Below are 26,586 nucleotides of genomic sequence, written 5' to 3' on the forward strand. Positions count from 1 at the left end.
GAAGCTCCGTCACTCGGTTTCCAGATAAATGGAAACTGTCATGCCTGCGCTGATATTTACGCCTTCAGGGAGCGGATCAAGCTCGATATCGACCGGAATACGCTGGGCAAGACGCACCCAGTTAAATGCCTGTTGCACCTGAGGCAACATCTGGCTGTCACTACGGGTATTTGAATCAGCTATACCCTGCGCGATGCTGACCACTTCCCCTGTAAGCTTCTCATTGCCAGAAAGCAGGGTAATCCGGGCTTTCTGCCCTACCTTCACCCGTTGCAGTTTGGTTTCTTCAAAATATCCGGTCACATAAAAAGAGTCGCTTTTGATCAACGACAATGCCGAAGCCCCTCGGGAGACATAATTGCCCTGGCGTAAAGCAAAATTATTTACAGTACCGCTCTCCGGTGCCAGCACCTTCGTTCTCTCCAGATCGATCCGCGCCGTATCAAGTTCCGCCTGAGCAAGTTGGTAGCTGGCTTTGGCAGATTCAGCGCGGATACGGAAGGTTTCCAGACTGCCGTCGCTGACGGACTGACGATCAGCCACCTCTTGCCTGTTTTCATACTGATGTCTGGCGAGCTCCCAGGCTATCTTCTCCTGCATCAGCCGTGCAGCGGCCTCTGCGTACTTCGCCTGGTAACGGGTATCATCGATTGTAAAAAGAATATCACCCTCACTGACAGTCTGATTGTTTCTGACACTCAGGCCCGTTACCCACCCGGATACATCAGGAGCAATAGTGATAACATCGGCCCGAATCCGGCCATCCCGGGTCCAGGGAGAATACAGATAGTAATTCCACACCCAGATTCCGGCCGCGACGGCGACAGCCACCACCAGTAATGTAAGCCCAATACGCCCCGGTTTTCCCATGAAAGCCCTAATCTCCAAACAGATAAACGATAGCCGCCAGATAACAAACGAAGACAGCCACATCAAACCAGGCTTCCTTCCAGATATAACGGCGCAGTTCCAGATAATGCAGTACCATTCTCGTCGCAGCTGCAAGTAGAAACGCCAGAGGCGCAATCACCAGCAGCGGACTGAATAGCATTCCACCAATACTCATCTCATGAAGCATATCACCCCTGCTACCGACGCTTGTGACCCTGCCACCAGACATTTCAGCCTTGAAAGAAAGCGCATAGCGCACGGCCTCCTGAAGAAACACCGAACGACTTGCTGTCAAGCGCTTGATCATAGATGCAGGTGGAGCAATTGGCCAATCTGTATATGCTAGAGTGATCGCTGTATTTATAACGTGAGTTTATAAAGGATGTCCTCCGCCACCGTATTTGCCGTCTTTGCCGCAGCCTTCATAGCCCTGGCTATTTTCTATCTTTTCTTCTACAGATCCTGGCGCCGGGAGCGTGAGCTGAAGCAACCCTTCCCGAAGGTCTGGCGAAAACATATGCGATCAACGGTACCTCTGTACCGCCGGTTACCGAAACACCTTCAGAAGATCCTGGAAAAACAGGTCCAGCTATTCCTCACAGAAAAGAATTTCTATGGATGTGCCGGATTTGAAGTGAATGACCGCGTGCGGGTAGCTATCGCAGGACACGCCTGCCTTCTGACGATCAACCGTTCATATTCGGATTACGATGAGGTTCGCAGTATTCTTGTCTACCCGGATGTTTACCGGGTACAGGCTACCGAACGTGACGGCATGGTGGTGGGCATCAGCGATCAGGTGCGGGCTGGTGAGGCGTCCTCTCTGGGACAAGTCGTACTGGCCTGGTCGGAATGCGAAAATGGAGCAATACACCCCGAAGGTACTCACAACGTGATCCTCCACGAGTTTGCTCACCAACTGGACTATCTGGATGGCAGCGCGGATGGTGCACCACCCCTGGGAGGAGAACAAGCCAGGGAGTGGCAGCAAACCATGACCATAGCCTATGACAACCTTCGCCACTCACTGAGGCATCGCCGTAACAGCTGGCTAGACCCCTATGGTGCTACAAAGCCGGCAGAGTTCTTTGCGGTGCTGACAGAGGCCTTCTTTCAGCAACCGCAATATCTGAGAGAGCAACAACCGGCAGTTTATGGGCTGCTTTGTGACTTTTACAGAATTGATCCTGGCGAATTAGCTCCGCGCTGACCTGTCAGTCAGGCAGTAAGGCCCAGGCTCTCCGCATCCTTCTCAATACACTGATCCAGCAGATCCAGGTAACCGGCCTTGGCTTTCAGCTTGGTCTGAGCATGCGCCCTCATGTTGAGCTTCCGGAAGGCCTGAGCGAGTTCGTTAGCGCGGTTCAGAAGCTGGTCTGGCGCTACAACTTCATCGAGAAAACCTGCAGACACTGCGCCCTCTGGGTTGTAGATTTCAGCATTGATGACCGCGCGGTAAAAATGGGCAGGTGCCAGGCGGTGGCGCGCAATTTCTATACCCGCGTGATGCATGGTCATTCCGATGGCTACTTCGTTAAGCCCAAGTTTGAAGTTGCCTTCAATGCCAATCCGGTAATCCACAGACAGCATGATAAACGCACCTTTGGCAATAGCGTGGCCGCTGCATGCACCGATGACCGGCAACGGAAACGCAGCCAGGCGACGGGTGAATTTTGAGCCAACATTGACCAGAGCAGCCGCTTCCTTCATGCCCTTCTGCATTTCCTTCAGATCATAGCCACCGGAAAAAATACCCGGCTGCCCGGTCAGGATAACCACTGCCTTGTCCTGTTCCGCCTGATCCAGAGCCTTGTTCAGCTCTTCAAACACCTCATGGCCAAGGGCATTCGCCTTACCGTTATTGATCACGACTGTCGCGACACCATCGTTCAGCGAGTAATCTACAAAGTTCGTCACCAGCATTTCCTCTTGGTGGAGTTAGGTCTGAATTCGCAGAACTTTGCCAGCTTATGGCGCCTGCGACAAATTATTCTTCACCAACTGCCGGTTTCTTTCATGACTGATCAGTTACGGTGCTGAAGCCTCATGCGCAATTGAGCGCTAAAACCTTTCTTTGATGACAGGGGTATCAGATAGCTGTCACCATCGAACTCCGCCTTGCTTCCACCACGTTCACTCCACTGTTCGTCCGTGGTGACATAACGCAGATTCCAGCCATCTCCGACAGGCGTCATTTTCAGTGTGAGTGTGTCCCGGTACAGGTATTCACCTTCTACCCTGTGCTCGGTCCACAATGCACCATCAACAAAATAATCCGTCGCTGAGACCGCTAATTCTACTGTCATTACCAGAGTTCGCCCGCGCTCAACCGTGATCTTCGAGCTATCGAGAAAAGTAGAAAACAGCACCGGGGAACGAGCAGTATCCAGTCCGGCCTGCTTTGGTTTCATCATTTCATCAAATTTCCGAAGCACTGCACTGAAGGTTTCCCGGCGCCTCTCCGTCAACCTATAGCTGCGTGCTCCCCGGGGCGATACAGTCGCCTCGAAATAATAGGACGCCCGAACCCTTCTACCCTCCTGCCGTGCCTTCTCAACAGACGGTGGTAGTGGCAGCGATTCAACCTTCATCACGCCATCGGCGCGAACATCACCAAACAGGAACCGTACCAGGTTCTGGTAACTGTCTTCGGAATTAACAATCCCGTAGGGACCACTGTGGCTCCGGTATACAAAGGCTCTTGGAGCACCCCGGACACTGGCATTCTCAATGGCAACCAGGCCGTCACTCATCTTGCCTGCCAGCCACTTCGATACGCCTTTGGCCGCCCCGTAATCCTGTTGATTAGTTCCGATAAGGCAGAAAAACCGGTCCGGGCTGAACTTGCCATCCAGCGAATCCACCCGTTCCGGCCTGCCGGCCAGCCCCAGGTAACCCGCCATGGTTTCACGGTTGAAGTTGTTGATGTCCCAGAGCCCGAGAAACGAAGGCACATTGATTCCGGCCATCTCTATACCGTTATGTGGCGTAGCGTAGGTAAACACCTTATCAATCATTTCCCGTACTTCCGGTGTACTGATCCCGTCATTCTGCAGCATGCACCGACACACCAGGCCGCCCATGGAATGCGCCACGAGGTGAACCTTGAATTCTTCCAGAAGCTGCGGGTTATCGCCGCACAAGCGCTCACGAATATTGAGTATCAGATCCCGAAGCTGCAAGGCTGCAGCGGGGATGGAAAGTGGCTTCCCTTCTCCAAAGTCTCTGTCTGCCTGATCGTAATAACGGTAGATAATGACACTCTTCCGGGTAATATCCCGATCAATCTCTGCACCATCGGAGAAGGCATCGGTATAACCGTAATCCTTCATCAGGCGCATCATCGGTGATTCAAAAACCTGCTTATAGACAGTCCCATCCCAGGATTGACGAACCTTTGTCGCGCCCAGGTTAAAGCCCATATAGGGCATGGATACAGTATCGGCAATCTCACTGTCGGTCATGGCATAGCCACGGACATATATGATGGGATGGAACTGGCTCATGATGCATGCTTCCTTTCAGGCTGATCCTGCCATATACGCATGCGATATTCGTTCCGGAAACGCCTTTATGATGAAGCTGCGAGCACTTGGACCGCTCCGGTTCGAGCCGTTTTAGATTGGCTTGGTAGAAGTGTAAAAAAGACTGACGAACAGAGCGGCCCCAGACATCACCTCGGGTTGCTTAACCTCCATGCTCAAAAAAAGTAATGCCGAACCATTTGAGCCACGATCAGCAAGGCAACCAAAGGGAAAATGAACCTCGTAAGGTTGCCGTAATTCCGCGATTCGCCTTTCGGAGCATATTTCTCAACCAGAGGCAGAATAACGATCAAGGCCACGAAAAGAACAGCGAGAATAATCAGCAAGGCTTCCATAGTCAGCTCCTTATTCTAAAGGCCGGCTGGCCATTCAAGGCTTCAGTTCAATCGTCGGCCGTTGCTGCTTGTCACTGCGCAGGGCACAGAACTCCTGGGTTGCTCCACCCTTGTATCGCACTTTCACGTTGAAGCCTGCACCAGGCGTATGGTTGAGCACAAGCACCCGCTTTCTGCCGGGTGCAAGGCGGAAAGCCTGTATCGATGATTGAGTATCTGCAGTTCCAAAGTCCAGTTTTATGGACTCGACAGGGACCTCACTCCGGTTGTGAAATGTGACTTCCATTCCGTGAACAGGCGCAGTATTGCGACCCATAGCCCAGCCGACCGCCAATGCGGCCACAAGTGCCAGATAAAAATACCGGCGGCGCATGCGAGGGCAACGGGGCTCTTCGCCAGAAGAAGCGCTGACATTGGTATCGTCCATTGAACAAACTCCCGAAAAAACTTATCCCACAAATCTGTGGATAACTTTGTGAAAAGGTGCGGGACAAGCAAGCTCAGGCCAGTGAAAACGGGTACTCGCTATATATGACCGTTAAGTGACCAGATCATTTATTACTCAGCAGCACCCTGCTGAATTGCCAGACTATACGGCCGCTCCAGGGCAGCTCGTACTTCACCAATGGAAAACACTCTGGCGAACTCTCCAAAACGCTGGCCTTCGAACCAGAGATGAATCACTGGCAAGGAAAAAATACTGCGTGCAGCACACAGAGGCCCCGATACCTGGCAGTCAACATAGAGCATCAACAACTCAGGAAACTCATCCCGCCCCAACTTTTCCAGTTGGGGCTTAACGGACTGGCATACACCGCAACTTTCCCCACCGTACAATACAAGAACAGCACGGCTCGTACTGACAAGGTCCGCCAGTGCCTCTTCACTGTCAATCGTAAGCATTGGGCCCGGCACGTCTCAGCATCCGTTACTCTGCAACCACTGATTTATCTGGGCCTGATTCATGGCACCGCTCTGGCGCGCCAGTTCACGACCATTCCGGAACAGAATCAATGTTGGAATGCTGCGAATGCTGTATTGCCCGGCGGGGCCCGGATGCTCTTCCGTATTAAGCTTCGCAAACCGGACCTTGCCCCGCCAGCCCCCGGCCGCCTGCTCGAACTGCGGTGCCATCATTTTACAGGGGCCGCACCAGCTCGCCCAGAAATCCACCAGCACGGGCAAATCACTGTTTCCCGTATGAGCAGAAAAACTCTGCGAGGTCAGCTCCAGCACACCTCCTGGCCATAAAGGCTGCTTGCAGGCTCCACAATTCCCCCCCGCTTCCACCCGGTCCGCCGGCACACGGTTTGTCTTGTTACAATGGGGACAAACGACATGTTTAACGTCATCACTCATGACTGCACCTCACCGCAGGTTAAATCCATCAATCTAAAAACCGGAAAGTTCGTCTTGCAGGTCTTTTTTCAATTCGTCCGCTTCAGTTATCCACAGTGTTTTATCCTGGCCCGGAAACACGCCTACCTGCAAACCGTCTTTCGACAGGCCCGGGACCCACTTCTTGAAGAAGTCAGGCAATGAAATACTTCTCGAAGTCAGGTCGTCCGAACCCCTGGCGTAGGCAACGGCAAATTCAGAGCTGGGCCAGACCGGCAAGTGTGTAAGCCCGTCATCCTCCGAAACGATTGTCAAAAACCGATTCTCTGCATTGACGAGTATCCAGATTTCCCGCTCCTCCAGCACTTCGCTGAGAAAGTAGTCATATCGTTCTTCGCCGCTCATCTCAAGCACGCTCGCCAACTGCTCATCGGTCATAATATACGTCTCTGTTTAACAATTAGATTTACAGGGTCTTTGTACTGGCACGCTGCGCTTTTCGATACATCCATGCAAGCCCCAACAACGCAAGCCCCAACCCCATAAACGCGGCAACCCGCCAAAACCCCTGCAGGCCAGCCATATCGATCAGGAAGATTTTCCCAATCACTACGCCCAGCAACGCCATGCCCGCCTTATACAACACAATATGGGCACTTTTCGCCGAATAAACCGTCGAGTAAATAATCGCTGCGATAGCGTATAGCATGCCAACTACTGAATAGGTATATAGTTCCCCCTCGGTCATACCAAACCACAGCGCCATATCACTGCCTTGCCAGAACTGTCGGATTTCCAGAACAGTGAACAGGAGAAAGCCTCCTGCCGCCACACACAGTGACCAGAGCCTGGGCACAATCTCCGGGACGCGGCTGACAACAAGTGCCAGCAGCACCGGGCCACCAAAAGCGGGTAGCAACATATTGAAAACAGGCGTACCGCTAATAGCACTCTCGTTCCACCAGGGGTTGTGCAGGGTCACCAGAGTCACGTAGCTGATCCCCGAGAGCGCCAGCAGGATCCATGAGAATATCCGATAGAGCCAGGCCAGAGACTGGCTGGCTTTGGCGCGAACCGCATAGGTCACACTGAGGGCACCCCATAGCAGGGTATTCAGGGTTGCTTCTACAAGACTGTATTCGTGAGTGAATATATCCCCGTCGTACAGCCAGTAACGCAACTCTGTCCCCATGAATAACACCAGAAGATGCAGGGTCGCGCCTTCCAGCCAGGGACGAATCGAGTGATTTTTGTCCGCAAGTCTGGTTGCTACCGCTGCCAGCAGCGTGGCGCCACCGTATGTCCAGAGTGACCAGTGAACACTGGCATCATAACCCTGCAGCCAGGGATTAAAGGTCAGGCGAGCAACAACCAGTGCCAACACACCTTTGAGCAACATGTACAACTCGGGCATCTGGTAACGCCGGGCCAGCCAGGTAAGACTGACAAACTGGACGGAAAGTGCCAGGGTTAGCGACGCTTCACGGAAGGCCATAACCGTGGCCAGAGAGTAGCAAACATGTGCGGCCAACACCGCCCAGACCACTCCATTTTCATAGCGTGCATTCCCTTCCATCCTCCAGGCCAGAACACCATACACAGCGCCCGACAGCAGAGTGATGACAGCCCAGACCACCGACGTTTCGCCATAGCCATGCAGCAGTAACCAGCCGAGCACAAGCCACACAGGTGAGGAAAGTAACGTCAGCGACGCCCAGCGCCGTTGATCAGCATTGCGCCCCCACTGCCACAAACCAATACCGGTGGTAATAATGGCCGCGGCGATAAGGTAGCTGATAAAACCGGCCTGTTGATTCAGAGGAATCTGCAGCAGATATACAAAATCTCCTTCAATCCCGCCCATATAGAGCAGCCAGCCCGCAGCGCTCGCTAAAACCGCACACCAGGGTAAAAACCAGAGAGCCCCCCGGCTCTGGGGAATCAGCGAGGCCGCAGGCAGGATGAGCAACCAGCCCCATAACGATGAGTTATCCCCAGCCTGATGAGCAATCGAGATACCCCAGATAGCCAGCAGCGGCAGGAATGCCTCACGCAAACGCGACGACGGCGCCTGCTCCTGACCCGGTAAAAAGGCAAAGACCATAAACAGCCCGGCAAGATAACAGGCCGTTGCCATTTCTGAGGGAGCTGCAGCCAGGGTAACGGCCCACCACAATAGTGCGCCTGCAAGCGTGGCGTACCAAAGCCAGTCGCGGAAAACGTAGCGCATTAACAGAAGTGAACTGAGTGTAATCAGGAAACTGTACGAAAGCACAAAGGCAACACTGCCGCCCTCACCCCCAATCAAAAGAGGCACAAGATAGGCCCCGCTCAAACCCATGATAGCGAGCAAGGGTCCATGCACCAGCGCCAATACCATGGTCATCAGGGACACAGCAGCCAGGACGATTAACCCGACGACAGCGCTGATCAGTTCATAGTGGTGAACACCTGCAAGCACTGCTGCGTACAGGGTAATGCTGCCGCCACCCGCCAGTGCAGCAAACACCTGATCGGAACTCATATGGCGCCGGCGAAGGAACTCAGCACCTGCGTGCAGGGCAAGACCTGTGGCAAGAGCAAGCAGCAGTTGTTGAACAGGACCAATCAACCCGGCATTTATGGAATGGCTGACCATGAAAATGCCAGCCAGGGCTACGCTCAGACCACCCAGCCAGACCATCCAGTTTTCTTTAAGGGCAGCGAAAATGCGGGAGGGCTCGCGAGGCTCAACCCAGTCATCGGCTTCTGTTTTTGTTTCCGGTTCCGGCTCCGGCTCCGGAAGAGTCGACCACTGTGCCACCGTAACTTCTTCTGTGGCCTGACGCTCAGGCTCAGCCGGTCGGTCAGAAACGATCTCTTCCGACTCTTCCTGCAACGGCACCTGCAAAGGTGACGAAACTTGTCCGTCTTGCCGGCGCAACCCGGCAACTTCAAGCTTCAGGGAAGCAACCTCACGCCCCAGTGACTCAATACGGGCAACCTGCTCATTTCGTTTACAAAATGCCAAAAAGCCAAGAACAGCACCCACAGGTATAAACAGCGCGAGGCCCACACCAAGAAGAATCAGTATTGCTTCCAAATCCTTTTACCTTTTTCGAGAATCCAGTCAGATGGTGGGTGAGCCACCGATGTTATGTGCCTAGTCTATCCTCTCTCAGGCGACAGCTCATCTGAAAGAGCACACTACCCAAAGCGCACACTTTACGTTAAGGTCAACTTTGCCAGACTTGAACAGGTTTTACCCAAACCGGAAAGACTGGCAACGGGAGCACCACCGCGACACCGGCAGGGTTGCATAATGCGCTCTATACTTCTGGGAAACACCAGTAGTCAGAGCACCGCTCCGTATATAACCGAGGCCCTCACAAGGGGCAATCTGTTCCTCAAGCCACTACCCAGGAAGAGGATTATGACAACAACAAAATCCAGAACCGTTTATACCCCCGTTTTTACAGACGGTGGGGAATTCCGCATTCCAACATTCAGACTTCTGAAACAGGACGGCTCGCTCTACAAAGGCGGAAAAGCTCCTGATATCAATAAAGACAAAGCTCTGCGAATCTACCATGCAATGGTGACAACCCGCGTACTGGATGAACGCATGCTGGGTGCCCAGCGCCAGGGTCGCCTGAGCTTTTATATGCAGTGTACCGGAGAGGAAGCCTCCATTATTGGCAGTGCTGCCGCTCTGGACGATGCCGACATGATCATGGCCCAGTACCGTGAGCAAGGCGCCCTGGCCTATCGCGGCTTCACCATTGATGAGTTCATGAACCAACTGTTCGGCAACGAACTGGACTACGGCAAAGGTCGCCAGATGCCGGTTCATTACGGTTCCAGCAAACTCAACTACATGACCATTTCATCGCCACTGGCCACACAGATCCCCCAGGCCACAGGCTATGCCTATGGGCAGAAAATGGCCGGCGACGGGCACTGTACTGTGGCCTATTTCGGTGAAGGAGCGGCTTCAGAAGGTGACTTCCACGCCGCCCTGAACATGGCAACCGTGCACCGCGTACCCGTGATTTTTATCTGCCGGAATAATGGCTACGCCATTTCCACACCGGCAACCGAACAGTTCGCTGCCGATGGCGTGGCTCCCCGCGCGTATGGTTACAAGATGGATGTCATCCGGGTTGATGGGAACGACACCCTTGCGGTCTACCAGGCTACCGAAGCCGCCCGCAAACTGGCGGTAGAAGAGAATCGCCCGGTACTCATTGAAGCCATGACCTATCGCCTGGCCGCACACTCCTCATCCGATGACCCATCAGGATACCGCAGCAAAGACGAAGAAGCCGTATGGCGCGAGAAAGACCCGATCCTGCGCATGTACAACTGGCTCATCCGGCAGAAGTGGTGGAGCGAGAGCGAGGAGAAAGAACTACAGGAGCGTCTGCGCCGGGAAGTGCTCGAAACCATGAAGCGAGCCCAGAAGCGCCCCCCTCCCCCGCTGGATACCCTGATCACAGATGTGTACGACGAGGTGCCACCTGCGCTGAACGCGCAGTTTGAAACCCTCAAAGCCCACATCCGTAAATATCCGGACGAATATCCCAAGTCGGCAGGCTACGTTCAGGGAGGGGCATAATATGGCGAAAATGAACATGCTGCAGGCCATCAACGATGCTCTGGATATAGCGATGGCGTCCAACGACCGTGTTCTGTGTTTTGGAGAGGATGTCGGTATTTTTGGTGGTGTATTCCGGGCTACCAGCAACCTGCAACAGAAGTACGGTAAAGACCGCTGTTTCAACACGCCCCTTGTAGAACAGGGCATTATCGGGTTCGCCAACGGTCTGGCTGCTCAGGGCTCATTTCCGGTGGCCGAGATCCAGTTTGCTGACTATATCTTTCCGGCCTTCGACCAGATTGTTAACGAGTCAGCCAAGTTCCGCTACCGCTCGGGCAACCTGTTTAACGTTGGAGGCTTAACCATTCGCTCACCCTACGGCGGAGGCATAGCCGGTGGTCTTTACCACTCTCAGTCACCAGAAGCTTATTTTGCCCACACCCCGGGCCTGAAAGTTGTCGTGCCGCGCAACCCGCATCAGGCTAAAGGCTTGCTACTGGCCGCCATTAACGACCCAAACCCCACCCTGTTCTTTGAGCCCAAGCGTCTTTACCGCGCCTCCACAGGCGAGGTCCCGGAAGGTGAATACCGGTTGCCACTGGGTGAAGCCGAGGTCCTGAAAGAGGGTACAGATGTAACGGTACTGGGCTGGGGTGCACAGATGGAAGTGATCGACAAAGCCGTCGAAATGGCAGAGAAAGAAGGTTTCTCCTGCGAAGTCATCGACCTGCGCACAATTCTGCCCTGGGACATAGACACGGTTGCTGAATCGGTGCTTAAAACCGGGCGGCTGGTGATCACCCACGAAGCACCTCTTACGGGTGGCTTCGCCGGCGAGATAGCCGCAACGATACAGGAACGCTGCTTCCTTTATCTGGAATCACCGATCGCGCGGGTCACGGGAATGGATACACCCTTCCCTCTGGTGCTTGAGAAAGAGCACTTCCCCAATCACCTGAAGGTCTATGAAGCCATTCGGGAAAGCATCGAATTCTAAGCGGATATCCGGACAGGAGAACAATGATGAGTGATTTTATACTGCCCGATATCGGCGAAGGTATCGTGGAATGTGAACTGGTTAAATGGCTGGTAAGTGAAGGCGATCTGATCGAAGAAGATCAGCCAGTCGCCGAAGTGATGACCGATAAAGCACTGGTGGAAATTCCGGCCCCCTACAAAGGCCGGGTTACCCGCCTGTACTGGAAAGAAGGCGATATTGCCAAAGTTCATGCACCTCTGTTCGAGCTGGTGGATGAAAGTGGTGAAAACGACGCCCCTGAATCCGAGACAAAACAACCTGAGCCTGCCCAAAGCCCGGCGCCGGCAGCGGAGCCAGGCTCCAGACCCACCACATCGCCGGACCAGCAATCGATTCCTGCCAGCCCCGCAGTGCGCCGTCTGGTGCGTGAGAACGGCCTGGCACTGGCGGATATTGAAGGCTCAGGTAAGGATGGGCGGGTTCTCAAAGAGGATGTGCTCGAACACCTGGAGCAACCTGTACCGGAAAGCAATCCGCGCAGACCGGAAGCCCGGTCCCGCAATCAGCAAACCCGCATTGAGCCCATCAAAGGCATGCAGGCCGTTATGGCCAAACGCATGGTGGCATCCGCATCGACCATTCCGCACTTCAACTTCAGCGAAGATATTGATGTCACGGAGTTGCTGAGTCTGCGACAGCAGCTCAAGCCGGAGGCGGAAGCCCGGGGCTCCCGCCTCACTCTCATGCCGTTCATCATGAAAGCCATTGCACTTGCAGTGCGGGAATACCCGATACTCAATAGCCAGATCAATGAAGATGTTACCGAGATCCACTACCTGCCAGGCTGTAACGTTGGTATGGCTGTGGACAGCAAAATCGGGCTGCTTGTGCCGAATGTTAAGAACGTGGACCAGCTTACCCTGCTTGAGATTGCCGACGAGGTAACGCGGCTGACCGAAGCCGCCAGGGAAGGCCGGGTAAGCCCCGAGGATCTCAAAGGTGGCACCATTACCATCTCCAACATTGGCGCACTGGGTGGCACTTACGCATCACCTATTATCAATGCTCCGGAGGTGGCTATTGTGGCTCTCGGGCGCACCCAGAAGCTGCCGCGCTTTGATGCCAGCGGGCAAGTAGTTGAACGCGCGATCATGACCATCAGCTGGGCCGGCGACCACCGCATTATTGATGGCGGCACCATAGCCCGCTTCAACAATCTGTGGAAGAGCTACCTGGAGTCACCACAATCCATGTTACTTCACATGGGCTGATCAAATGGCGCACCCGAACCAGTCATCGCCGATGCCGCAACCATCGCAGCTGCAGCAATTCTACATCCCGGAAGAACAGTCGGTTTACCTGCTCAGCCATAACGATGCGCGAAAGCTGAAAGACTGGGTTGAACTCTGTACAACCCAACTGAAACAGATGGGTTATGTGGACATCGCGATGATTGGCAAAGGTGCCTATGGCTTCGTGTTTTCCGGCAGGTTGCCGCTGGAGGGAGCACGGGACCTCGAGCATGTGTTCAAGTTCACCCGTATAACTCTGCCCCAACACCTCCACGACCGGCTGGAAGACGAAGCCTATATTCTGGAACAGGTAGAGCACCCCCGGGTGCCTCGCCTGATCGCTTTCTACCGCGCCGGAAAGCAGCCAATTCTGGTGATGGAACGCGCACCAGGCTTTAACCTGGAAGAAGTTTCATTGCGGGAAGGCCGTCTGAGCCCTCGCCTGATCATCCACATTGCCGACCAGCTTGCCGATATTCTGCGCAACCTGCGGCGCGAATCCGATACTGGAAAGCGCCCTATCGTGCATGGAGACATCAAACCTTCCAATCTGGTATTTGATGAAGAGAACGAAAACATCGCCCTGATCGACTGGGGCTCCTCGGTGTTTGCCCAACTGGACGCCAACCAGCAGTTTCTCAGCCCCAATGTGATGGAGTTGATGTCTGATAACCTGCAACAAACCAACGCACGTCTGGGCGATGTTTACTTCATCGGCGAAGAACAACTGTATGGCGGCCTGTCATCGCCAAGATTCGATGAGCAGGGTGCAGCGGCCACTCTTTATGCACTGGCCTCGGGGCAATCCTGCAGGTTCGGACACCAGGCGATACCCGCCACCTCCCTCGGTTTACCCATGGAATTTGCACGCATGCTGGACGGCATGCTGGGGCCGGATCCAGCTCTGCGCTTACGTGCCGGTGACCATTACCTGAAGGAGATGCCACGCATGGCCCGAACGGTGATGATCGACTTACCCGAACCCGATCCCATACCACTGGTGCCAGTGTGGACACGGCTTTCCGGGAGAGAGATCGACACAGTGGTCTACAGTTCCCGCAAATCCTTTCTCCGCCAGGAAGGTGCCCCGGAAACCCTGAACGATGTCAACGACGTGCAGCTTGACCGCTACTACAAGAACTTCATGCAGGGTATGGGGGAGACCGAAAAAGCATTCCTGGCAGCGGTCAGCCGGCTCGGCCGATACCCGGTTGAAGGCGGGCTTGCTGTACGCTGGGAAGCCGATGGGATATACGTGGATACGTCTTTGAACCTGCATGACCCGGCACTCAAAAAAGCGTTCACCACATCCGTGAACAACATGGTGAATCTGGCTCAGGCGATCTACCGACAGGGTATCTTCAAAAGCTGCCTGTTCAATGCCCGGGACACTTTACACATTGAGCGCGATAAGCCCGACCAGCCGTTCGTGGCTCCACCGGACATGCGAATACCCTACCAGGTAAGCTCGGCACCGGAAGTAGAAGACCGCTCACGGGTACACTCCTACTTCGAAGACGGCCCAGATCCGGAAGAATTTCTGGTACTGCCGCAAACCATCATCACATCCCTCGAGGCACTCAATACCATTCGCCACACCGGGATGATCATCTTCGAAGCCCTGCCTCTGCACCTGAAAATCCACAGTCAGTATCGATTACTGGATCCGGAGAAAGAAGATGAATTCCGCCTGCGGCTGGATGAAATTCTGGCGGCAGTAGACCAGATTACCGGGCTGGGCGTGTCCGGCTTTATGAAAATGCCGTACAAGGACACCCGCTTCTTCCCTCATATCGAACGCCTGCCGGAGCGGTATTACCCCAGAAACCCAAGACAGGAAGTGCCATTTGAAGAGCCGCAGTAGGCTAACGCTTTATTGCTTCGTAAATGCCGCCGTTTGGTTTACGATGCGCCCCTTCCGACTCCTTCCGCCAAAACCATCAGGCCTGCCATGTCCTCAAATCACCTGTATACCGACCTGTCTGGCTATTACGACTTATTATGCGCGGATATCAACTACCACGCACAAAGCCACAGCGTTCAGAGGCTGCACCAGCTATTCGGGAACCATGGCAAAACACACCTGGATCTGGCCTGCGGTACAGGCCCTCACCTACGCCACTTTATCGATTTCGGGTATGAAAGCAGTGGTCTGGATATAAACCAGCCCATGCTCGATATCGCTCAAAGCCGGTGTCCGGAAGCCCGGTTTTTATTGGGGGATATGTGCAACTTTGAACCTGATGAGCCTCTGGATCTGATCACCTGCCTCCTGTATTCCATCCACTACAGCGCTGGCACTGAAAAGCTGAAGCAGTGCATTGCCAGTGTGTACCGTGCACTGAAACCTGGTGGCGTATTTTGCTTCAACTCCGTTGATAAAAACAAAATAGATAACCGCCTGTTTGAAAGACATACTGCAAACAAAGGGAGCAGTGCATTCTCCTTCAGCTCTGCCTGGCACTACTGCGGGGAAGGTGAAAAACAATCCCTTAAACTCGAAATAAGGAAGACAGCCGATGGCGTTACTCAATGCTGGGATGATGAACATTCCATGGTGGCACTGAGCTTTAAGCAACTGACGACAATTCTGCAGCAGTACTTTGACGTCCATATCTTCGAACACGATTATGAGAAAATCATGCCCTGGAACAATGAGACGGGGAACGCCATTTTTGTCTGTGTGAAAGCTTAGACTGGTTACTGGATTTCCCGAACCAGCACTGGTAACTTCCCCTACAGATTTATCAACCGTTAAACACATACCTTCAAGGATTGAAGATATGCCCCTGGCAAATGGATTGCAGTTCACCGTACGTGTCGGTGGGCTTCCCGAAGACGTATTTTCTGTCGTCAGCTTCGCACTGACCGAAGGTCTTTCAACACTTTTTCATGGCCGTCTGGTTCTGGCCAGTGCAGTCTCCTCTATTGAAGCCTCGGAGGTACTGGAACAACCGGCAGATCTGATAGTCTGGCAGCATGGCAGTCCGCTTCGGCGCTTCACCGGCGTGGTCAATGAGTTCGCCCGGGGCGACAGCGGCCACCGCCGCACCCGATATGAACTGGTAATCCAGCCCCCCTTGTGGCGTTTAGGAATGATGCACAACAGCCGCATATTCCAGACCCAGCCCACAGATACCATCGTGCGCACCCTGTTGGAAGAAAGGGGGATCGTAGACACAGTATTTGATCTCAAACGTGCGCCCGAAGAGCGGGAATATTGTGTTCAGTATCAGGAAAGCGATCTGGCATTTATTGAGCGCATGGCCGCTGAGGAAGGCTGGCATTATCGGTATCATCATGGCAATGCAGGCAATGATCAAAATAGCAATGATGAACCCGGCCTGATCATCGCCGACCATCATGGCAATGCACCTCGCCTCAAAACCGCAGAATACAACGGCAAAGCCGGTGGCAGCACCCAGCAGCCTGCGGTGTTTCGTTTTCACTACCAAGAGCGGGTTCGCACTGAATCCGTTGTCACAAAGGACTATACCTTCAGAAATCCCGCTTATTCATTGGTTCATGAACACAGTGCCGCCAGCATCAACCAGCGTCAGGATTACCAACACTTTGATTACCCTGGCCGGTTCAAAAGCGATGCCAGCGGCCAGCCATTCACACAGGCTCGACTGGACGCCCTCAGAAACGATGCCAGTACCGCCAGTGGGGAAAGTAATCGCCCGGACTTTAGCTGCGGCGCCAAAGTAGAACTCAGGAACCATGACAGCGACAAACTGAACCGGGACTGGCTGCTCACCGCCATTACCCATATAGGCCAGCAACCCCAGGCGCTGGAAGAAGAAAGCGGTTCTGAACCAACCACATATCACAACCTGTTCAGTGCTGTTCCCGCCAGCAAAACCTGGCGCCCACTGTGCAATCACCGCCCGCTGGTGGAAGGGCCGCAGGTTGCGATTGTGACCGGTCCCGAAGGTGAAGAAATTCACTGTGACGAATTTGGCCGGGTAAAGGTCAGATTTCCCTGGGATCGCTACTCTGAAAATAACGAATACAGCAGCGCATGGTTGCGGGTAAGTCAGGGCTGGGCGGGCGGCCAATATGGTTTCATGGCATTGCCAAGAATCGGCCACGAAGTGATTGTGTCTTTCCTTGATGGCGACCCGGACCAACCCCTTATCACCGGCAGAACCCATCATGCTACCAACACACCACCCTACCCCTTGCCAGAGCATAAAACCCGGACCACCCTGAAAACCCAAACCCACAAGGGTGAAGGCAGCAACGAGTTACGTTTCGAGGACGAAGCAGATAAAGAGCATATCTACATCCACGCTCAAAAGGACCTGGACCTGCTTACCGAGAACAACCGTACCGAAGTCATCAGAAACGACAGCCACCTGACCGTTGAGAATGACCGGTTCAGCCAGGTAACAACGAACGACCACGCCAGGGTCGATGGAGAGCACAGGGAAACTATCGGCGGCGACTACAGCCATACAGTTCACGGCAGCCACCACAGCAAATCCGGCAAAGGCCAGCTCATCGAAGCCGGCAATGAAATCCACCATAAAGCGGGAATGAAGATAGTAATCGAAGCTGGTGCAGAAGTGACCCTGAAGGCCGGTGGCAGCTTTGTAAAGGTGGATCCGAGTGGCGTAACCGTTTCCGGGCCGCTGGTGAGGATGAACTCCGGGGGGGGACCGGGGAGCGGGCGTTCAGTGGCTGCCCAGAAACCACAAAAGCCTGCTTTAGTTGCTGAAAACGATCCGGCGGCAGGAAACTCCGACAGTTTGCCCGTAACCGGTACACGAGCAGTAGCTAATCCTCAGCCCGGCCCGGACTTTAAACTGCGTGAAGCTGCAAAGAGTGATGCACTGCTAAGCAAGCCATGCGGTAAACAACCTGATGGACGCTGCAGCTTCAACCCCTGTCCTTGTGAGGTCAGGGCATGATAGTAGCCCTGAAGAAAAACCGGAGAAAAGCGAATCCAAACTTTATGTGCCTATAGATAAAGCTCCGTTGGGCGCACCAAAGCAGATCTGCAGCCTGGGTGAACGCCCCGGATTTCGAACAACTCTATCGAAACAGGCCCCACCGGTCGATTCAGGAGATGGGCCCCGACACTGCTCGGCTATCTGTCATGTGCTATCTGACAGGATCCATTACAGACATCATGCCCTGGCAGGCCACGTCAGAAGTCTGACCAGCGTATAGCTGCCGGATCCAAATACCTTCCTACCTCAGATTCCATTCCCCAACCCGGTTTGACAGCCTTTCACCCGAAACGAAGAAGCATTGGCTCACCGGTACACCGGGCCAAGCCATAACAAATTCTGATACATATAAACATATTATCGATTGGATCTTATAGAGTCTGATCTTTTACTCTGGGAGTAAGTTCGTCTGGCGGCAGAAAAAGAAGCCCTGCCCCGTGACCAGCGCATCCAGAGATGCCGGACGTGAACCAGACAAAATCACGCAGTCTATATCCAATGGCCTGAATATCTGAGGACGCACAATGATTAAACGCTATCACTCCAATAAAACACTGAGCAAAATCGTTACTACCGACTCCGTCGTATATCTGGCCGGACAGGTTGCTGATGACACCACCCAGGACGTCAAAGACCAGACCCGTCAGATTCTGGCCAAGGTGGACAAGTTGCTGGCGGAAGTCGGGAGTGATAAATCCAAACTGCTGAGCGTGATCATTTGGCTTGCCGATATCGATGAAAAGGATGCCATGAACGAGGCCTGGTTCGAGTGGATCGCCCCTGAGAACACACCCGCCCGCGCCTGTGTGGAGTCACGGCTGGCCCGCCCTGAAATTCGCGTGGAAATGAAAATCGAAGCGGCCCGCTGATAGAAGCCGAGCAGGATTGCACCAACCAGGATATGACCATGACATCAGTTGCACACGACACCACCCATGAAAAAACCCACGTCGGCATTATTGGCGCCGGTATCGTCGGGTTGTCCTGTGCACTGTGGTTGCTTCAGGCAGGTTACAGGGTAACCGTTATTGACCGGGGCCAGCCGGGTGAAGGAACGTCCTTTGGAAATGCCGGGGTTCTGGCGGGTTTTGCCCGGCTTCCTTTTACCCGGTTTTCAATGTTGAGCAAAATCCCCAGATTGCTGATGGACCGGGATAGCCCCCTGTCGGTGGCGGGTCATTATGTTCCGGACCTGATGCCCTACGGCTGGCATTACTTCAGGTCCTGCTTCAACTATAAAACCATGAGGTCCGCCCTCACCGAGCTTCAAGCCAGTGCTTTTGATGCCGACCAGGTGCTTCTGAACCTCACCGGCGGCAAGCACCTTGTCCAGAGCAAAGGCAGTCTGGGCCTGTATGCCGATGCCGGTAGTATTGCACAGGCAAAAACAGGTGAGATGCGTGAGCGACAGCAGCAAGGAGTTAACCTGGAATTCCTGGACGCTCTCCAGGTCCATGATCTGGAGCCTGGGCTGGCGCCTTTTTATGCCGGTGGTGTCTATTACCCGGATACACGATTCACCGTCAGCCCGATTGAACTGAGCCGCTGTTACGCACGCTATTTCGAGGCCCAAGGGGGCCGGATTATCCGCGACAAGGTCAACTTCATCGATGTTAAGGATCACGGGGTAGCGGTTCAGTCATCCCTCCAGTGCGAGCAGTTTGATCAGCTGGTCATTGCCGCGGGTGTTGCCTCCAAACCCCTGCTTGCCCAGCTTGGGCTGAGCATCCCTCTGGTGAGCGAAAGAGGCTATCACCTGATGATTGATGCGGAAGGAAAGCAGCTGAGCCGCCCCATTGCCTGGCTGGACAAATCCGTGTTCATTTCACCGATGGAAGGTAGCATCCGCATGGCGGGTACCGCTGAATTCGCAGATGAAAACGCAATGCCCAATCGGGGCCGGGTCGAGTGCATGAAACGTCATGCCCATACCATGCTGGGAGATGACCTTAACATTGAGTCAACCTGGGTGGGCAGCCGCCCGTCGACTCCCGATTCCCTGCCGGTCATCGGGCCCCTGCCGGGACAACCAAGGATAACCCTGGCCTTCGGGCACGGCCATCTCGGCCTGACCCTCAGTGCAGTAACAGGAAAACTGGTTGCGGAGACCATACAGGGGACCAAACCTTCTGTGGATCTGGAAGCATTTTCTCCACTCCGCTTCAGCCAGCAACGGTCGGTAGCCTGAGCATTTTCGTTTGTGGTTGAAAGCAAGAGACATAGTTTTCATAGCAGACCGGCCTTATAGGCCATAAGACCGGAAACTCCCGGTGCCAATTTTCGATATATCATTTTTAAGGAACTCAAAATGCTGTCAATCAAACGTCTCGATCAGAATGATGCTCAATTGTTGATCAAGGGCGCCCGGGCAAAAGCAGAGGAAATCGGGGTACCCATGTGCATAGCGATTACTGACGAATCCGGTTCACTGATTGCTTTTGAGCGTATGGATGGAGGCAAAATCACCAGTGTTACTATCGCTCAGGACAAGGCATTTACGGCTGCCGCCGCACGCAAGGCCACACACCAATACAATGAAACCTGTATACCTGGAAATCTGGGCTTCGGAATTCACACAGCGCTGGGAGGCCGGTTATGTGTGGTCGGTGGTGGTTTACCCGTTGAAATAAATGCTGAGGTGGTAGGCGGAATCGGGCTGAGTTCCGGCACCCCCCAACAGGATATGGCCTGTGCCCAGGCCGGCCTTGAATACTTCCTGGAAACGGTCGGTCAGAAACAGGGATGACAAATCCCTGCCACATATCATAACCTGCTATAAGAAAGCGCCCTTAAATAATCATTTGGGCGCTTTTTTCACATCTGATTCCCGCATAACAAACACCATTTTTCTATCTTCTTAAATATATCTACTCCGAAACCGGATATCATTTTCACACGTCCAACTCAACAAACAAAAACCATACCAACCAACAACAAATCTAGCCAGGACGACACACCAGGAACGACTCCATACACCTGACCAACTTCCATAAAAAAACATCAAAACAATATTATAAACTGAAAGTTATTTCTTATAGATAACCCTGACTTTTGATGAATTTAAATATTACATTTACACATAGAAAACACCACCTCATTAGCCTCTACATATGAGCAGGTTACACAGTGGTGCAGTACCATCAAGAAAATCCCTAAAACAGTGCAATTACAAATAAAGAAAAACACTTAAATCGACCTAACTATCTGTTTTTATTAGATTTTACATATTATGGCACGACTTGCGCAATAAAGAAGTATATAGATTTTTAACCGAGCGCACCAAAACAGTGAATGTCAGACATTTTTATACCATTGCGCGCCATCAAATTAACTTTTTAATAGCATTTTTGCATACATCCGAAGCCTTAATTTGTTTGTTCAAGCCGGCATTTTCATCAAAACCGGACATATTTCCACACTTCGGTCATTGAATGTGGGGATGCAGGGGAGGAGTTATGGATAGAAGAAAACTGGACGTCATTTTGTCCGCCGTATTAATAACGACATCAATAATCATATTGACAAACGACAGCCTGGTTGAAGGCGGCGTTGAATCCGAACTGGGGTCGATGTTTTTGCCGCGCGTTATCGCAGCATTAATCATCATATTTTCGGCAAGTATTGGCATCAGCTCGGTTCGTGGACTTTTAATGAAAGCGGAAGCCAGCGACTGTGAACGACTTGATGTCGCCGGATTTTCCGGGATATTTCTATATATAGGTATTTTTGTTGCTTACTGGTTTCTGGTCCCCCTGGCTGGATTTCTGATCACAACTCCATTTGTCATGTTTGCCATAGCATTACTTCTTGGGGGCCGGAACTGGATCCCGATCATTACCATGTCTGTAGTAACTCCGGTCATTATTTACTATGGATCCCTTCATTTTCTGCGGGTTTACCTTCCAGTCTGGAACCTTTCATAAGCTGGCGGAGAGGATAAATAAATGATTGACAATATACTCAACGGATTTGCTTCCATCCTCGCTGTGGGGCCTATTCTGGGGATCATAGCCGGCATAGTTATAGGAATTGTTTTCGGTGCAATTCCCGGGGTTTCCGCCATCATGGCCATAGCCATCATTCTGCCCCTCACCTTCTATGTGGATCCGGTGATTGGCATATGTATGCTGCTGGCTGTGTACAAGGCCGGAATCTATGGAGGTTCCATATCGGCGGTCCTTATCAATACTCCGGGCGCCGCTGCTTCATTTCTGACCGCAAAGGATGGGCACGCTCTGACCAGGGCAGGCAAGTCAGGTAAAGCCCTGGACATGTCCCTGTATGCATCGGTTTCCGGAGAAGCCCTGGCAACCCTCGTCCTTATCTTTATCGCAGCCCCCATCTCAATGATTTCCCTGCAGGCCGGCCCCATAGAAAAGGTATTTCTGCTGCTGTTTGCCTTTACCGTCATCGGCTCCATGGCGGGGGAATCCATACCTAGAGGGCTACTCTCCTGCTGCCTTGGTATGCTGTTCGCGATGGTGGGTATGTCGACCATTACCGGAGCATCCCGTTTCACCTTTGGTGTTCCTGAACTCATGGCCGGTTTCACCTTCACCCCCATGCTGCTGGGTATTCTGGTGATGCCTGAGGTTCTCAATACCATCAGGCAACGCAAGATTCCCCACGACAAGCTCGCCATAACCAGATCGCCTGTGCCGTCAGACAACCGGATCAGCTGGAAAGAATACCGCCAGAATTTCTTCACGATTCTCAAATCCAGCGGCATTGGCACTGTCATTGGCGCCCTGCCGGGACTGGGTTCCAGCACCGCAGCTTTTATTGCCTACGGTGAGGCAAAACGTACCACGAGCAAGCCGGAGGAATATGGCAAGGGCTCTGTAGAAGGTATTGCCGCTGCGGAATCCGCCAATAATGCGGTCTGCGGTTCCAGCCTGATTCCCATGCTGACCCTGAGCATTCCGGGGGATGATGTCGCCGCCCTGCTGATGGGCGCCTTCCTGATACACGGCCTGACTCCGGGCCCCATGATCTTTATGGAGCACACGGAGACCATATACGCCATTTTCGCCGGTTTCCTGATTACCGACCTGTTCCTGCTGGGCATCGCCAAATCCGGCTTCAGGGCCTTTGTCAAAATTGCATCTCTCAGGCGCTATTACATATTTCCCTGTGTCACTGCATTTGCCTTTACCGGTGCATTCACCGCCGGCCAGAACATGACGGACATTCTGATTCTGATTTCCTTCATGGTCTTCGGTTACATGATGCGCCTTGTGGGCCTGAACCCCGCCATCTTCATCGTGGGCTTTATTCTGACCCCGCTCCTCGAACAGAACCTTGACCAGGCCATGGCCATAGTCGGGACGGATTACCACCTTCTTTTTGCCAAGCCTTTCTCACTTGTATTTATCGCGCTGTCCGTGTTCTTCGTTTACTCAAGCACCCGCATGAGAAAGAAGACCAGCCCAAAAACTGAAAAAGAGCAAAAGGTTTTGGGGGAGGCCGTTTGCTGAACACTCAGGCCATTCAAGAGTTTGATTGCCGGAAATAACTGATATCGAAAGACCTTTAAAATGCACGGGAGTTTAATATGAACATCGTAAAAAAATCGTTACTGGGATTCATGGGGGCACTGGCCATCGGTGCATCGGCTACGCCAGCACTTGCTGATTACCCCAACAAACCGATCAAGGTCATCGTCCCTTACGGAGCCGGGGGTGATTCCGACCTGACCACCCGTATCTGGGCTGATGCCGTCGAGGACGAGCTTGGCGTCCCGGTTGTGGTGATCAACAAGACCGGCGGCGGCGGTGTCGTGGGTACAGGTATTGCGTCCGCCGCCCGGAATGATGGCTATACACTGGTTAACGCCGGACTCAGCACCATGCTGGTGTCGCCGAACTTCAGCAGTACTCCTTACGACTTCGACAGTTTCACCCCCATCATCAAAATGACTTCCCTGCCTTTTGCGGTGGTTGTCTCAAAGGAAAGCCCCTATCAGACATTTGAGGAATTTGTTGCTGCGGCAAAAACCAAAACAATGACTCAGGGCTCCTTCGGGGCCTCCTCTTCAGGCACAGTTCTGGCAACAATTATTGCCGATCAGGCGGGCTACAAGCCGAAATTCGTACATGCCAACTCCACTTCCGAGTCCATGACGTCTGTGATTGGTGGCCATATTGACTCTGCCATTTCCCTGCCCCCGGCCTTCGGCCCCCATGTGGAAGCCGGCCGCGCAACTATCCTGGCCATGAATCAGAAAATGGAGAAATTCCCGAATGTACCCACCTTCGCCGATTACGGCATAAAAGGCAGCTTTGAAGGCTGGTCTGGCATCTTTGCACCCAAAGGGGTTCCCCAGGAAGTTGTCGACAAACTGGTGGCCGTTACTGAAAAGGTCATGCAAGACCCCAAGGTGATTCAGTCCTACCAGAACATAGGTGCGATTGTTGATTTCAGATACGGTGATGACTGGATTTCAGATATGAAACTCACCTATCAGATCATGAAAGACACTGCCGAAAAGATGAAATAAGGCCGGGACCAATAATGAGTACCAACACTTCACAATGGGTTGAAGACTTCGAGGGCCAGGACGTACCCGAACTGATCATTTCCTCCGGTCAGGGGGGCTGGGTCAAGATCGAGGGACGGGATCTGGCTTACGAGGCCGTATCCGGCCACAGTTGCCTGAACCTGGGGCATGGTCATCCCGAACTGGTTGATGCAGCACAGACAGCCATGAGCGGCCTGTCCTACTGCTCCCCAGAGCATCTCAGCACAGCCAGTATGACGCTGGCAGACCGCCTGAGCTCACTGCTCGGGGGTAACTACATGGTGAAATACGCACTCAGTGGCGGCTCGGCCAATGAAGTTGCACTGGGCATTGCCCGGCGGCGCTGGTCTGCCCTGGGGCGTCCTGAAAAGAAAATCTGCCTGTCCCTGGATCGCAGCTATCACGGCAATCTCGGGCAGGCCCAGTTTGTAACCGGGTTCGAGGCTTTCCGTGTTGAGGGGCGCCCGGACAGTCCGGACTTCATGCACATTACCAGTGCCCGGAATGCGGAAACCGGCGACACCTTCTCCCTGGATGAACTCCGGCAACGGCTGGAAGCCGATATCGCTGCAATAGGCGCCGAACGCATAGCGTGCCTGTTTGTTGAGCCGGTGAATTTCGCCGGCGGGGTCATCATTCCGCCCAGGGGATATCTGAAGCTCCTGCGTGAACTCTGTGACCGGTACGAGATCACCCTTATCGTTGATGAGGTGATCACCGGATTTGGGCGCTCGGGTACCTGGTTCGCGTTCCAGCACGAAGATATCCGCCCGGACATGGTCACCATGGGCAAAGGGATTACCGCCGGCTATTTCCCGCTGGCCGCAGTGGCGGTCGATCGCACCATCTACAACGATCTGCGCCAGCACCAGGTGCCACTGAAGATGGTCATCACCATGGCCAGCCATCCTGTGGGTTGCAGCATCGCCCTGAAAGCGATCGAGATTGTCGAAAGGGATGGACTCTGCGATCAGGTTGCCGCAAACGAGAATCGGATCCGGGCCGGGTTTGAGGCCATAGCCCAGAGCCCTGTGCTCCGAGACATTCGCGGCTTTGGTCATATGTGGGGACTGGAGTTCTGCGACTTCAACGGCAGAACAGCTGCCGATATAGCTGCGGACGTGGCCAGACGCTGCGAGCACAACGGCTGTATTGTCGCTGCAGCCGATGGAATCATCCGGGTCAATCCGCCGCTTAACATAAGCACCGAAGAATGCGACATGATGATTCAGGCCATGGTCAGGTCTGTCTCTGAAATCGCAGATGAGCTAGCCATAGGAAGCTGAAAGCTCTTCCGAGGTATGCCATCGACCGCCTCCAGGGCCGGGAAAGCCATACCCCGGCCCTGCAACCCTATAAGGTCTCGGATTTTTGTGATGAACAACAGGATTGGCAAACGAAGGGTGGATTGGCGGCAGTCCGGTAAAGCCCCGGACTATCGCTTTTCTCTGGCGAATGAGAGGACCTATCTGGCCTGGACACGCACCGCGCTGGCCCTGCTGGTGGGGGCAATAGGAATAGACCAGCTGACACCGGACCTGGCCAACCCGGCCATACGTGGCGTGCTTTCCGCATTCCTGTGTGCCTGCGCGGGGCTTCTGGCCATATTTGCCTACCGGCGATGGGCGGCCAATGAAGCCTCGATGCGGAAAAACGAAGAACTGAAATACACCAGCTTCCTGAAGATTATCAGCTTTATTGTGTTCTGCTTCAGTCTCCTGGTCATTCTGGTCATAGTGCTGTGAGCAGCATTGAAAGGGATCCGGGGCTGCAGCCCGAACGCACCATGATGTCCTGGTTCCGGACCTGTCTGCTGATGCTCTGGGTAGGTCTGATACTGGTAAAAATAGGGCTTTATCACTCGGCAATAGCGCTGTGGATTGTCGGTGCCGGAATGCTGATATCGCCCCTGGCCGGCGTTCTGTACATCAGAAAACGGTTTACCAGACCTTTTTCCGATGACATGGCAGTTGGGCATTCGGAGGTTCTGGCCAAGAAGGCACTGTCAGCCGTGGTTCTGATAACCACGGCCACATATGGCGTCTATACCTTGAAGGCTTTTGTAATTTACTGACCAGCTCCTGAAGGCTGCCTGTTCCTTTGCAACCGCAGGATTATCAAGGGTAAACCGGATACAATGCCTGCTCAA

General features: G+C 53.5%; 26 protein-coding genes. 16 read left to right on the forward strand and 10 right to left on the reverse strand.

What is annotated here, in order from left to right; translation table 11 throughout:
* Nucleotides 1-9: 9 nt before the first annotated feature.
* Together DS878_RS09810 and DS878_RS09815 are read right to left on the reverse strand one after the other, a co-directional pair.
* Nucleotides 10-870, reverse strand: coding sequence for an HlyD family secretion protein (locus tag DS878_RS09810; RefSeq protein ID WP_113815787.1), 861 nt, complete (start codon nt 868-870; stop codon nt 10-12).
* A gap of 7 nt (nt 871-877) precedes the next feature.
* Nucleotides 878-1,186 carry a DUF1656 domain-containing protein gene (locus tag DS878_RS09815; RefSeq protein WP_315971922.1) on the reverse strand — a complete coding sequence of 103 codons (309 nt, stop codon included), beginning with the start codon at nt 1,184-1,186 and terminating at the stop codon, nt 878-880.
* Between the two features lie 87 nt (nt 1,187-1,273).
* On the opposite strand from DS878_RS09815, the gene DS878_RS09820 reads away from it, so the two are divergent.
* Nucleotides 1,274-2,101 (forward strand): zinc-dependent peptidase, encoded by an 828-nt coding sequence (locus DS878_RS09820; RefSeq protein ID WP_113815788.1) that lies wholly within the window; start codon nt 1,274-1,276, stop codon nt 2,099-2,101.
* An 8-nt stretch (nt 2,102-2,109) separates the two neighbouring features.
* Here the strand turns inward: DS878_RS09820 and DS878_RS09825 are convergent, their stop codons facing one another.
* From DS878_RS09825 to DS878_RS09860, 8 genes are all read right to left on the reverse strand, one after another.
* A complete protein-coding gene (locus DS878_RS09825) occupies nt 2,110-2,808 on the reverse strand; it encodes a crotonase/enoyl-CoA hydratase family protein (RefSeq protein WP_187298776.1) in 699 nt (232 codons plus the stop codon).
* Nucleotides 2,809-2,915: 107 nt separating this feature from the next.
* Nucleotides 2,916-4,397: an esterase/lipase family protein gene (locus tag DS878_RS09830; RefSeq protein ID WP_113815790.1), complete on the reverse strand. Its 1,482-nt coding sequence runs from the start codon at nt 4,395-4,397 to the stop codon at nt 2,916-2,918.
* Nucleotides 4,398-4,591: 194 nt separating this feature from the next.
* Complete coding sequence (locus DS878_RS09835) at nt 4,592-4,771, reverse strand: hypothetical protein (protein WP_113815791.1); 180 nt, start codon at nt 4,769-4,771, stop codon at nt 4,592-4,594.
* Nucleotides 4,772-4,805: 34 nt separating this feature from the next.
* A complete protein-coding gene (locus DS878_RS09840; RefSeq protein ID WP_113815792.1) occupies nt 4,806-5,198 on the reverse strand; it encodes a hypothetical protein in 393 nt (130 codons plus the stop codon).
* A 131-nt stretch (nt 5,199-5,329) separates the two neighbouring features.
* Nucleotides 5,330-5,674, reverse strand: a complete 345-nt coding sequence (locus tag DS878_RS09845) for a thioredoxin family protein (RefSeq protein ID WP_113815793.1) — start codon at nt 5,672-5,674, stop codon at nt 5,330-5,332.
* A 15-nt stretch (nt 5,675-5,689) separates the two neighbouring features.
* Nucleotides 5,690-6,130 carry a thioredoxin TrxC gene (gene trxC / locus DS878_RS09850; protein WP_113815794.1) on the reverse strand — a complete coding sequence of 147 codons (441 nt, stop codon included), beginning with the start codon at nt 6,128-6,130 and terminating at the stop codon, nt 5,690-5,692.
* A 33-nt stretch (nt 6,131-6,163) separates the two neighbouring features.
* Complete coding sequence (locus tag DS878_RS09855; RefSeq protein ID WP_113815795.1) at nt 6,164-6,547, reverse strand: DUF2750 domain-containing protein; 384 nt, start codon at nt 6,545-6,547, stop codon at nt 6,164-6,166.
* A 28-nt stretch (nt 6,548-6,575) separates the two neighbouring features.
* On the reverse strand, nt 6,576-9,191 hold the full coding sequence (locus DS878_RS09860; protein WP_113815796.1) for a DUF2339 domain-containing protein: 2,616 nt from the start codon (nt 9,189-9,191) through the stop codon (nt 6,576-6,578).
* Between the two features lie 330 nt (nt 9,192-9,521).
* Here DS878_RS09860 and DS878_RS09865 point away from each other — a divergent pair, with 330 nt between their 5' ends.
* From DS878_RS09865 to DS878_RS09935, 15 genes are all read left to right on the forward strand, one after another.
* The gene (locus DS878_RS09865; protein WP_113815797.1) at nt 9,522-10,706 is read left to right on the forward strand and encodes a thiamine pyrophosphate-dependent dehydrogenase E1 component subunit alpha; all 1,185 of its coding nucleotides are present in this window, start codon (nt 9,522-9,524) and stop codon (nt 10,704-10,706) included.
* A 1-nt stretch (nt 10,707) separates the two neighbouring features.
* Complete coding sequence (locus DS878_RS09870) at nt 10,708-11,685, forward strand: alpha-ketoacid dehydrogenase subunit beta (RefSeq protein WP_113815798.1); 978 nt, start codon at nt 10,708-10,710, stop codon at nt 11,683-11,685.
* A gap of 26 nt (nt 11,686-11,711) precedes the next feature.
* Nucleotides 11,712-12,938, forward strand: coding sequence for a 2-oxo acid dehydrogenase subunit E2 (locus DS878_RS09875; protein WP_113815799.1), 1,227 nt, complete (start codon nt 11,712-11,714; stop codon nt 12,936-12,938).
* A 31-nt stretch (nt 12,939-12,969) separates the two neighbouring features.
* The gene (locus DS878_RS09880) at nt 12,970-14,823 is read left to right on the forward strand and encodes a protein kinase domain-containing protein (protein WP_113816646.1); all 1,854 of its coding nucleotides are present in this window, start codon (nt 12,970-12,972) and stop codon (nt 14,821-14,823) included.
* A gap of 87 nt (nt 14,824-14,910) precedes the next feature.
* On the forward strand, nt 14,911-15,654 hold the full coding sequence (locus tag DS878_RS09885; RefSeq protein WP_113815800.1) for a class I SAM-dependent DNA methyltransferase: 744 nt from the start codon (nt 14,911-14,913) through the stop codon (nt 15,652-15,654).
* Nucleotides 15,655-15,742: 88 nt separating this feature from the next.
* Nucleotides 15,743-17,875: a type VI secretion system Vgr family protein gene (locus DS878_RS09890; RefSeq protein ID WP_113815801.1), complete on the forward strand. Its 2,133-nt coding sequence runs from the start codon at nt 15,743-15,745 to the stop codon at nt 17,873-17,875.
* Nucleotides 17,876-18,441: 566 nt separating this feature from the next.
* Nucleotides 18,442-18,786, forward strand: coding sequence for a RidA family protein (locus tag DS878_RS09895; protein ID WP_113815802.1), 345 nt, complete (start codon nt 18,442-18,444; stop codon nt 18,784-18,786).
* 38 nt (nt 18,787-18,824) lie between these two features.
* A complete protein-coding gene (locus DS878_RS09900) occupies nt 18,825-20,105 on the forward strand; it encodes an NAD(P)/FAD-dependent oxidoreductase (protein ID WP_113815803.1) in 1,281 nt (426 codons plus the stop codon).
* A gap of 120 nt (nt 20,106-20,225) precedes the next feature.
* Nucleotides 20,226-20,663, forward strand: coding sequence for a GlcG/HbpS family heme-binding protein (locus tag DS878_RS09905; RefSeq protein WP_113815804.1), 438 nt, complete (start codon nt 20,226-20,228; stop codon nt 20,661-20,663).
* 709 nt (nt 20,664-21,372) lie between these two features.
* Complete coding sequence (locus DS878_RS09910) at nt 21,373-21,840, forward strand: tripartite tricarboxylate transporter TctB family protein (protein WP_113815805.1); 468 nt, start codon at nt 21,373-21,375, stop codon at nt 21,838-21,840.
* Nucleotides 21,841-21,861: 21 nt separating this feature from the next.
* Complete coding sequence (locus DS878_RS09915) at nt 21,862-23,394, forward strand: tripartite tricarboxylate transporter permease (RefSeq protein WP_113815806.1); 1,533 nt, start codon at nt 21,862-21,864, stop codon at nt 23,392-23,394.
* A gap of 77 nt (nt 23,395-23,471) precedes the next feature.
* Nucleotides 23,472-24,416, forward strand: a complete 945-nt coding sequence (locus DS878_RS09920; RefSeq protein WP_113815807.1) for a Bug family tripartite tricarboxylate transporter substrate binding protein — start codon at nt 23,472-23,474, stop codon at nt 24,414-24,416.
* 14 nt (nt 24,417-24,430) lie between these two features.
* On the forward strand, nt 24,431-25,723 hold the full coding sequence (locus DS878_RS09925; RefSeq protein ID WP_113815808.1) for an aspartate aminotransferase family protein: 1,293 nt from the start codon (nt 24,431-24,433) through the stop codon (nt 25,721-25,723).
* 90 nt (nt 25,724-25,813) lie between these two features.
* A complete protein-coding gene (locus tag DS878_RS09930) occupies nt 25,814-26,182 on the forward strand; it encodes a YidH family protein (RefSeq protein ID WP_315971923.1) in 369 nt (122 codons plus the stop codon).
* Nucleotides 26,179-26,511 (forward strand): DUF202 domain-containing protein, encoded by a 333-nt coding sequence (locus tag DS878_RS09935; protein WP_113815809.1) that lies wholly within the window; start codon nt 26,179-26,181, stop codon nt 26,509-26,511. Before DS878_RS09930 ends, DS878_RS09935 begins: the two co-directional genes overlap by 4 nt.
* Nucleotides 26,512-26,586 lie beyond the last annotated feature (75 nt).

This window comes from Marinobacter sp. F3R11, assembly GCF_003318275.1.
In the GTDB taxonomy this organism is placed as follows: domain Bacteria; phylum Pseudomonadota; class Gammaproteobacteria; order Pseudomonadales; family Oleiphilaceae; genus Marinobacter.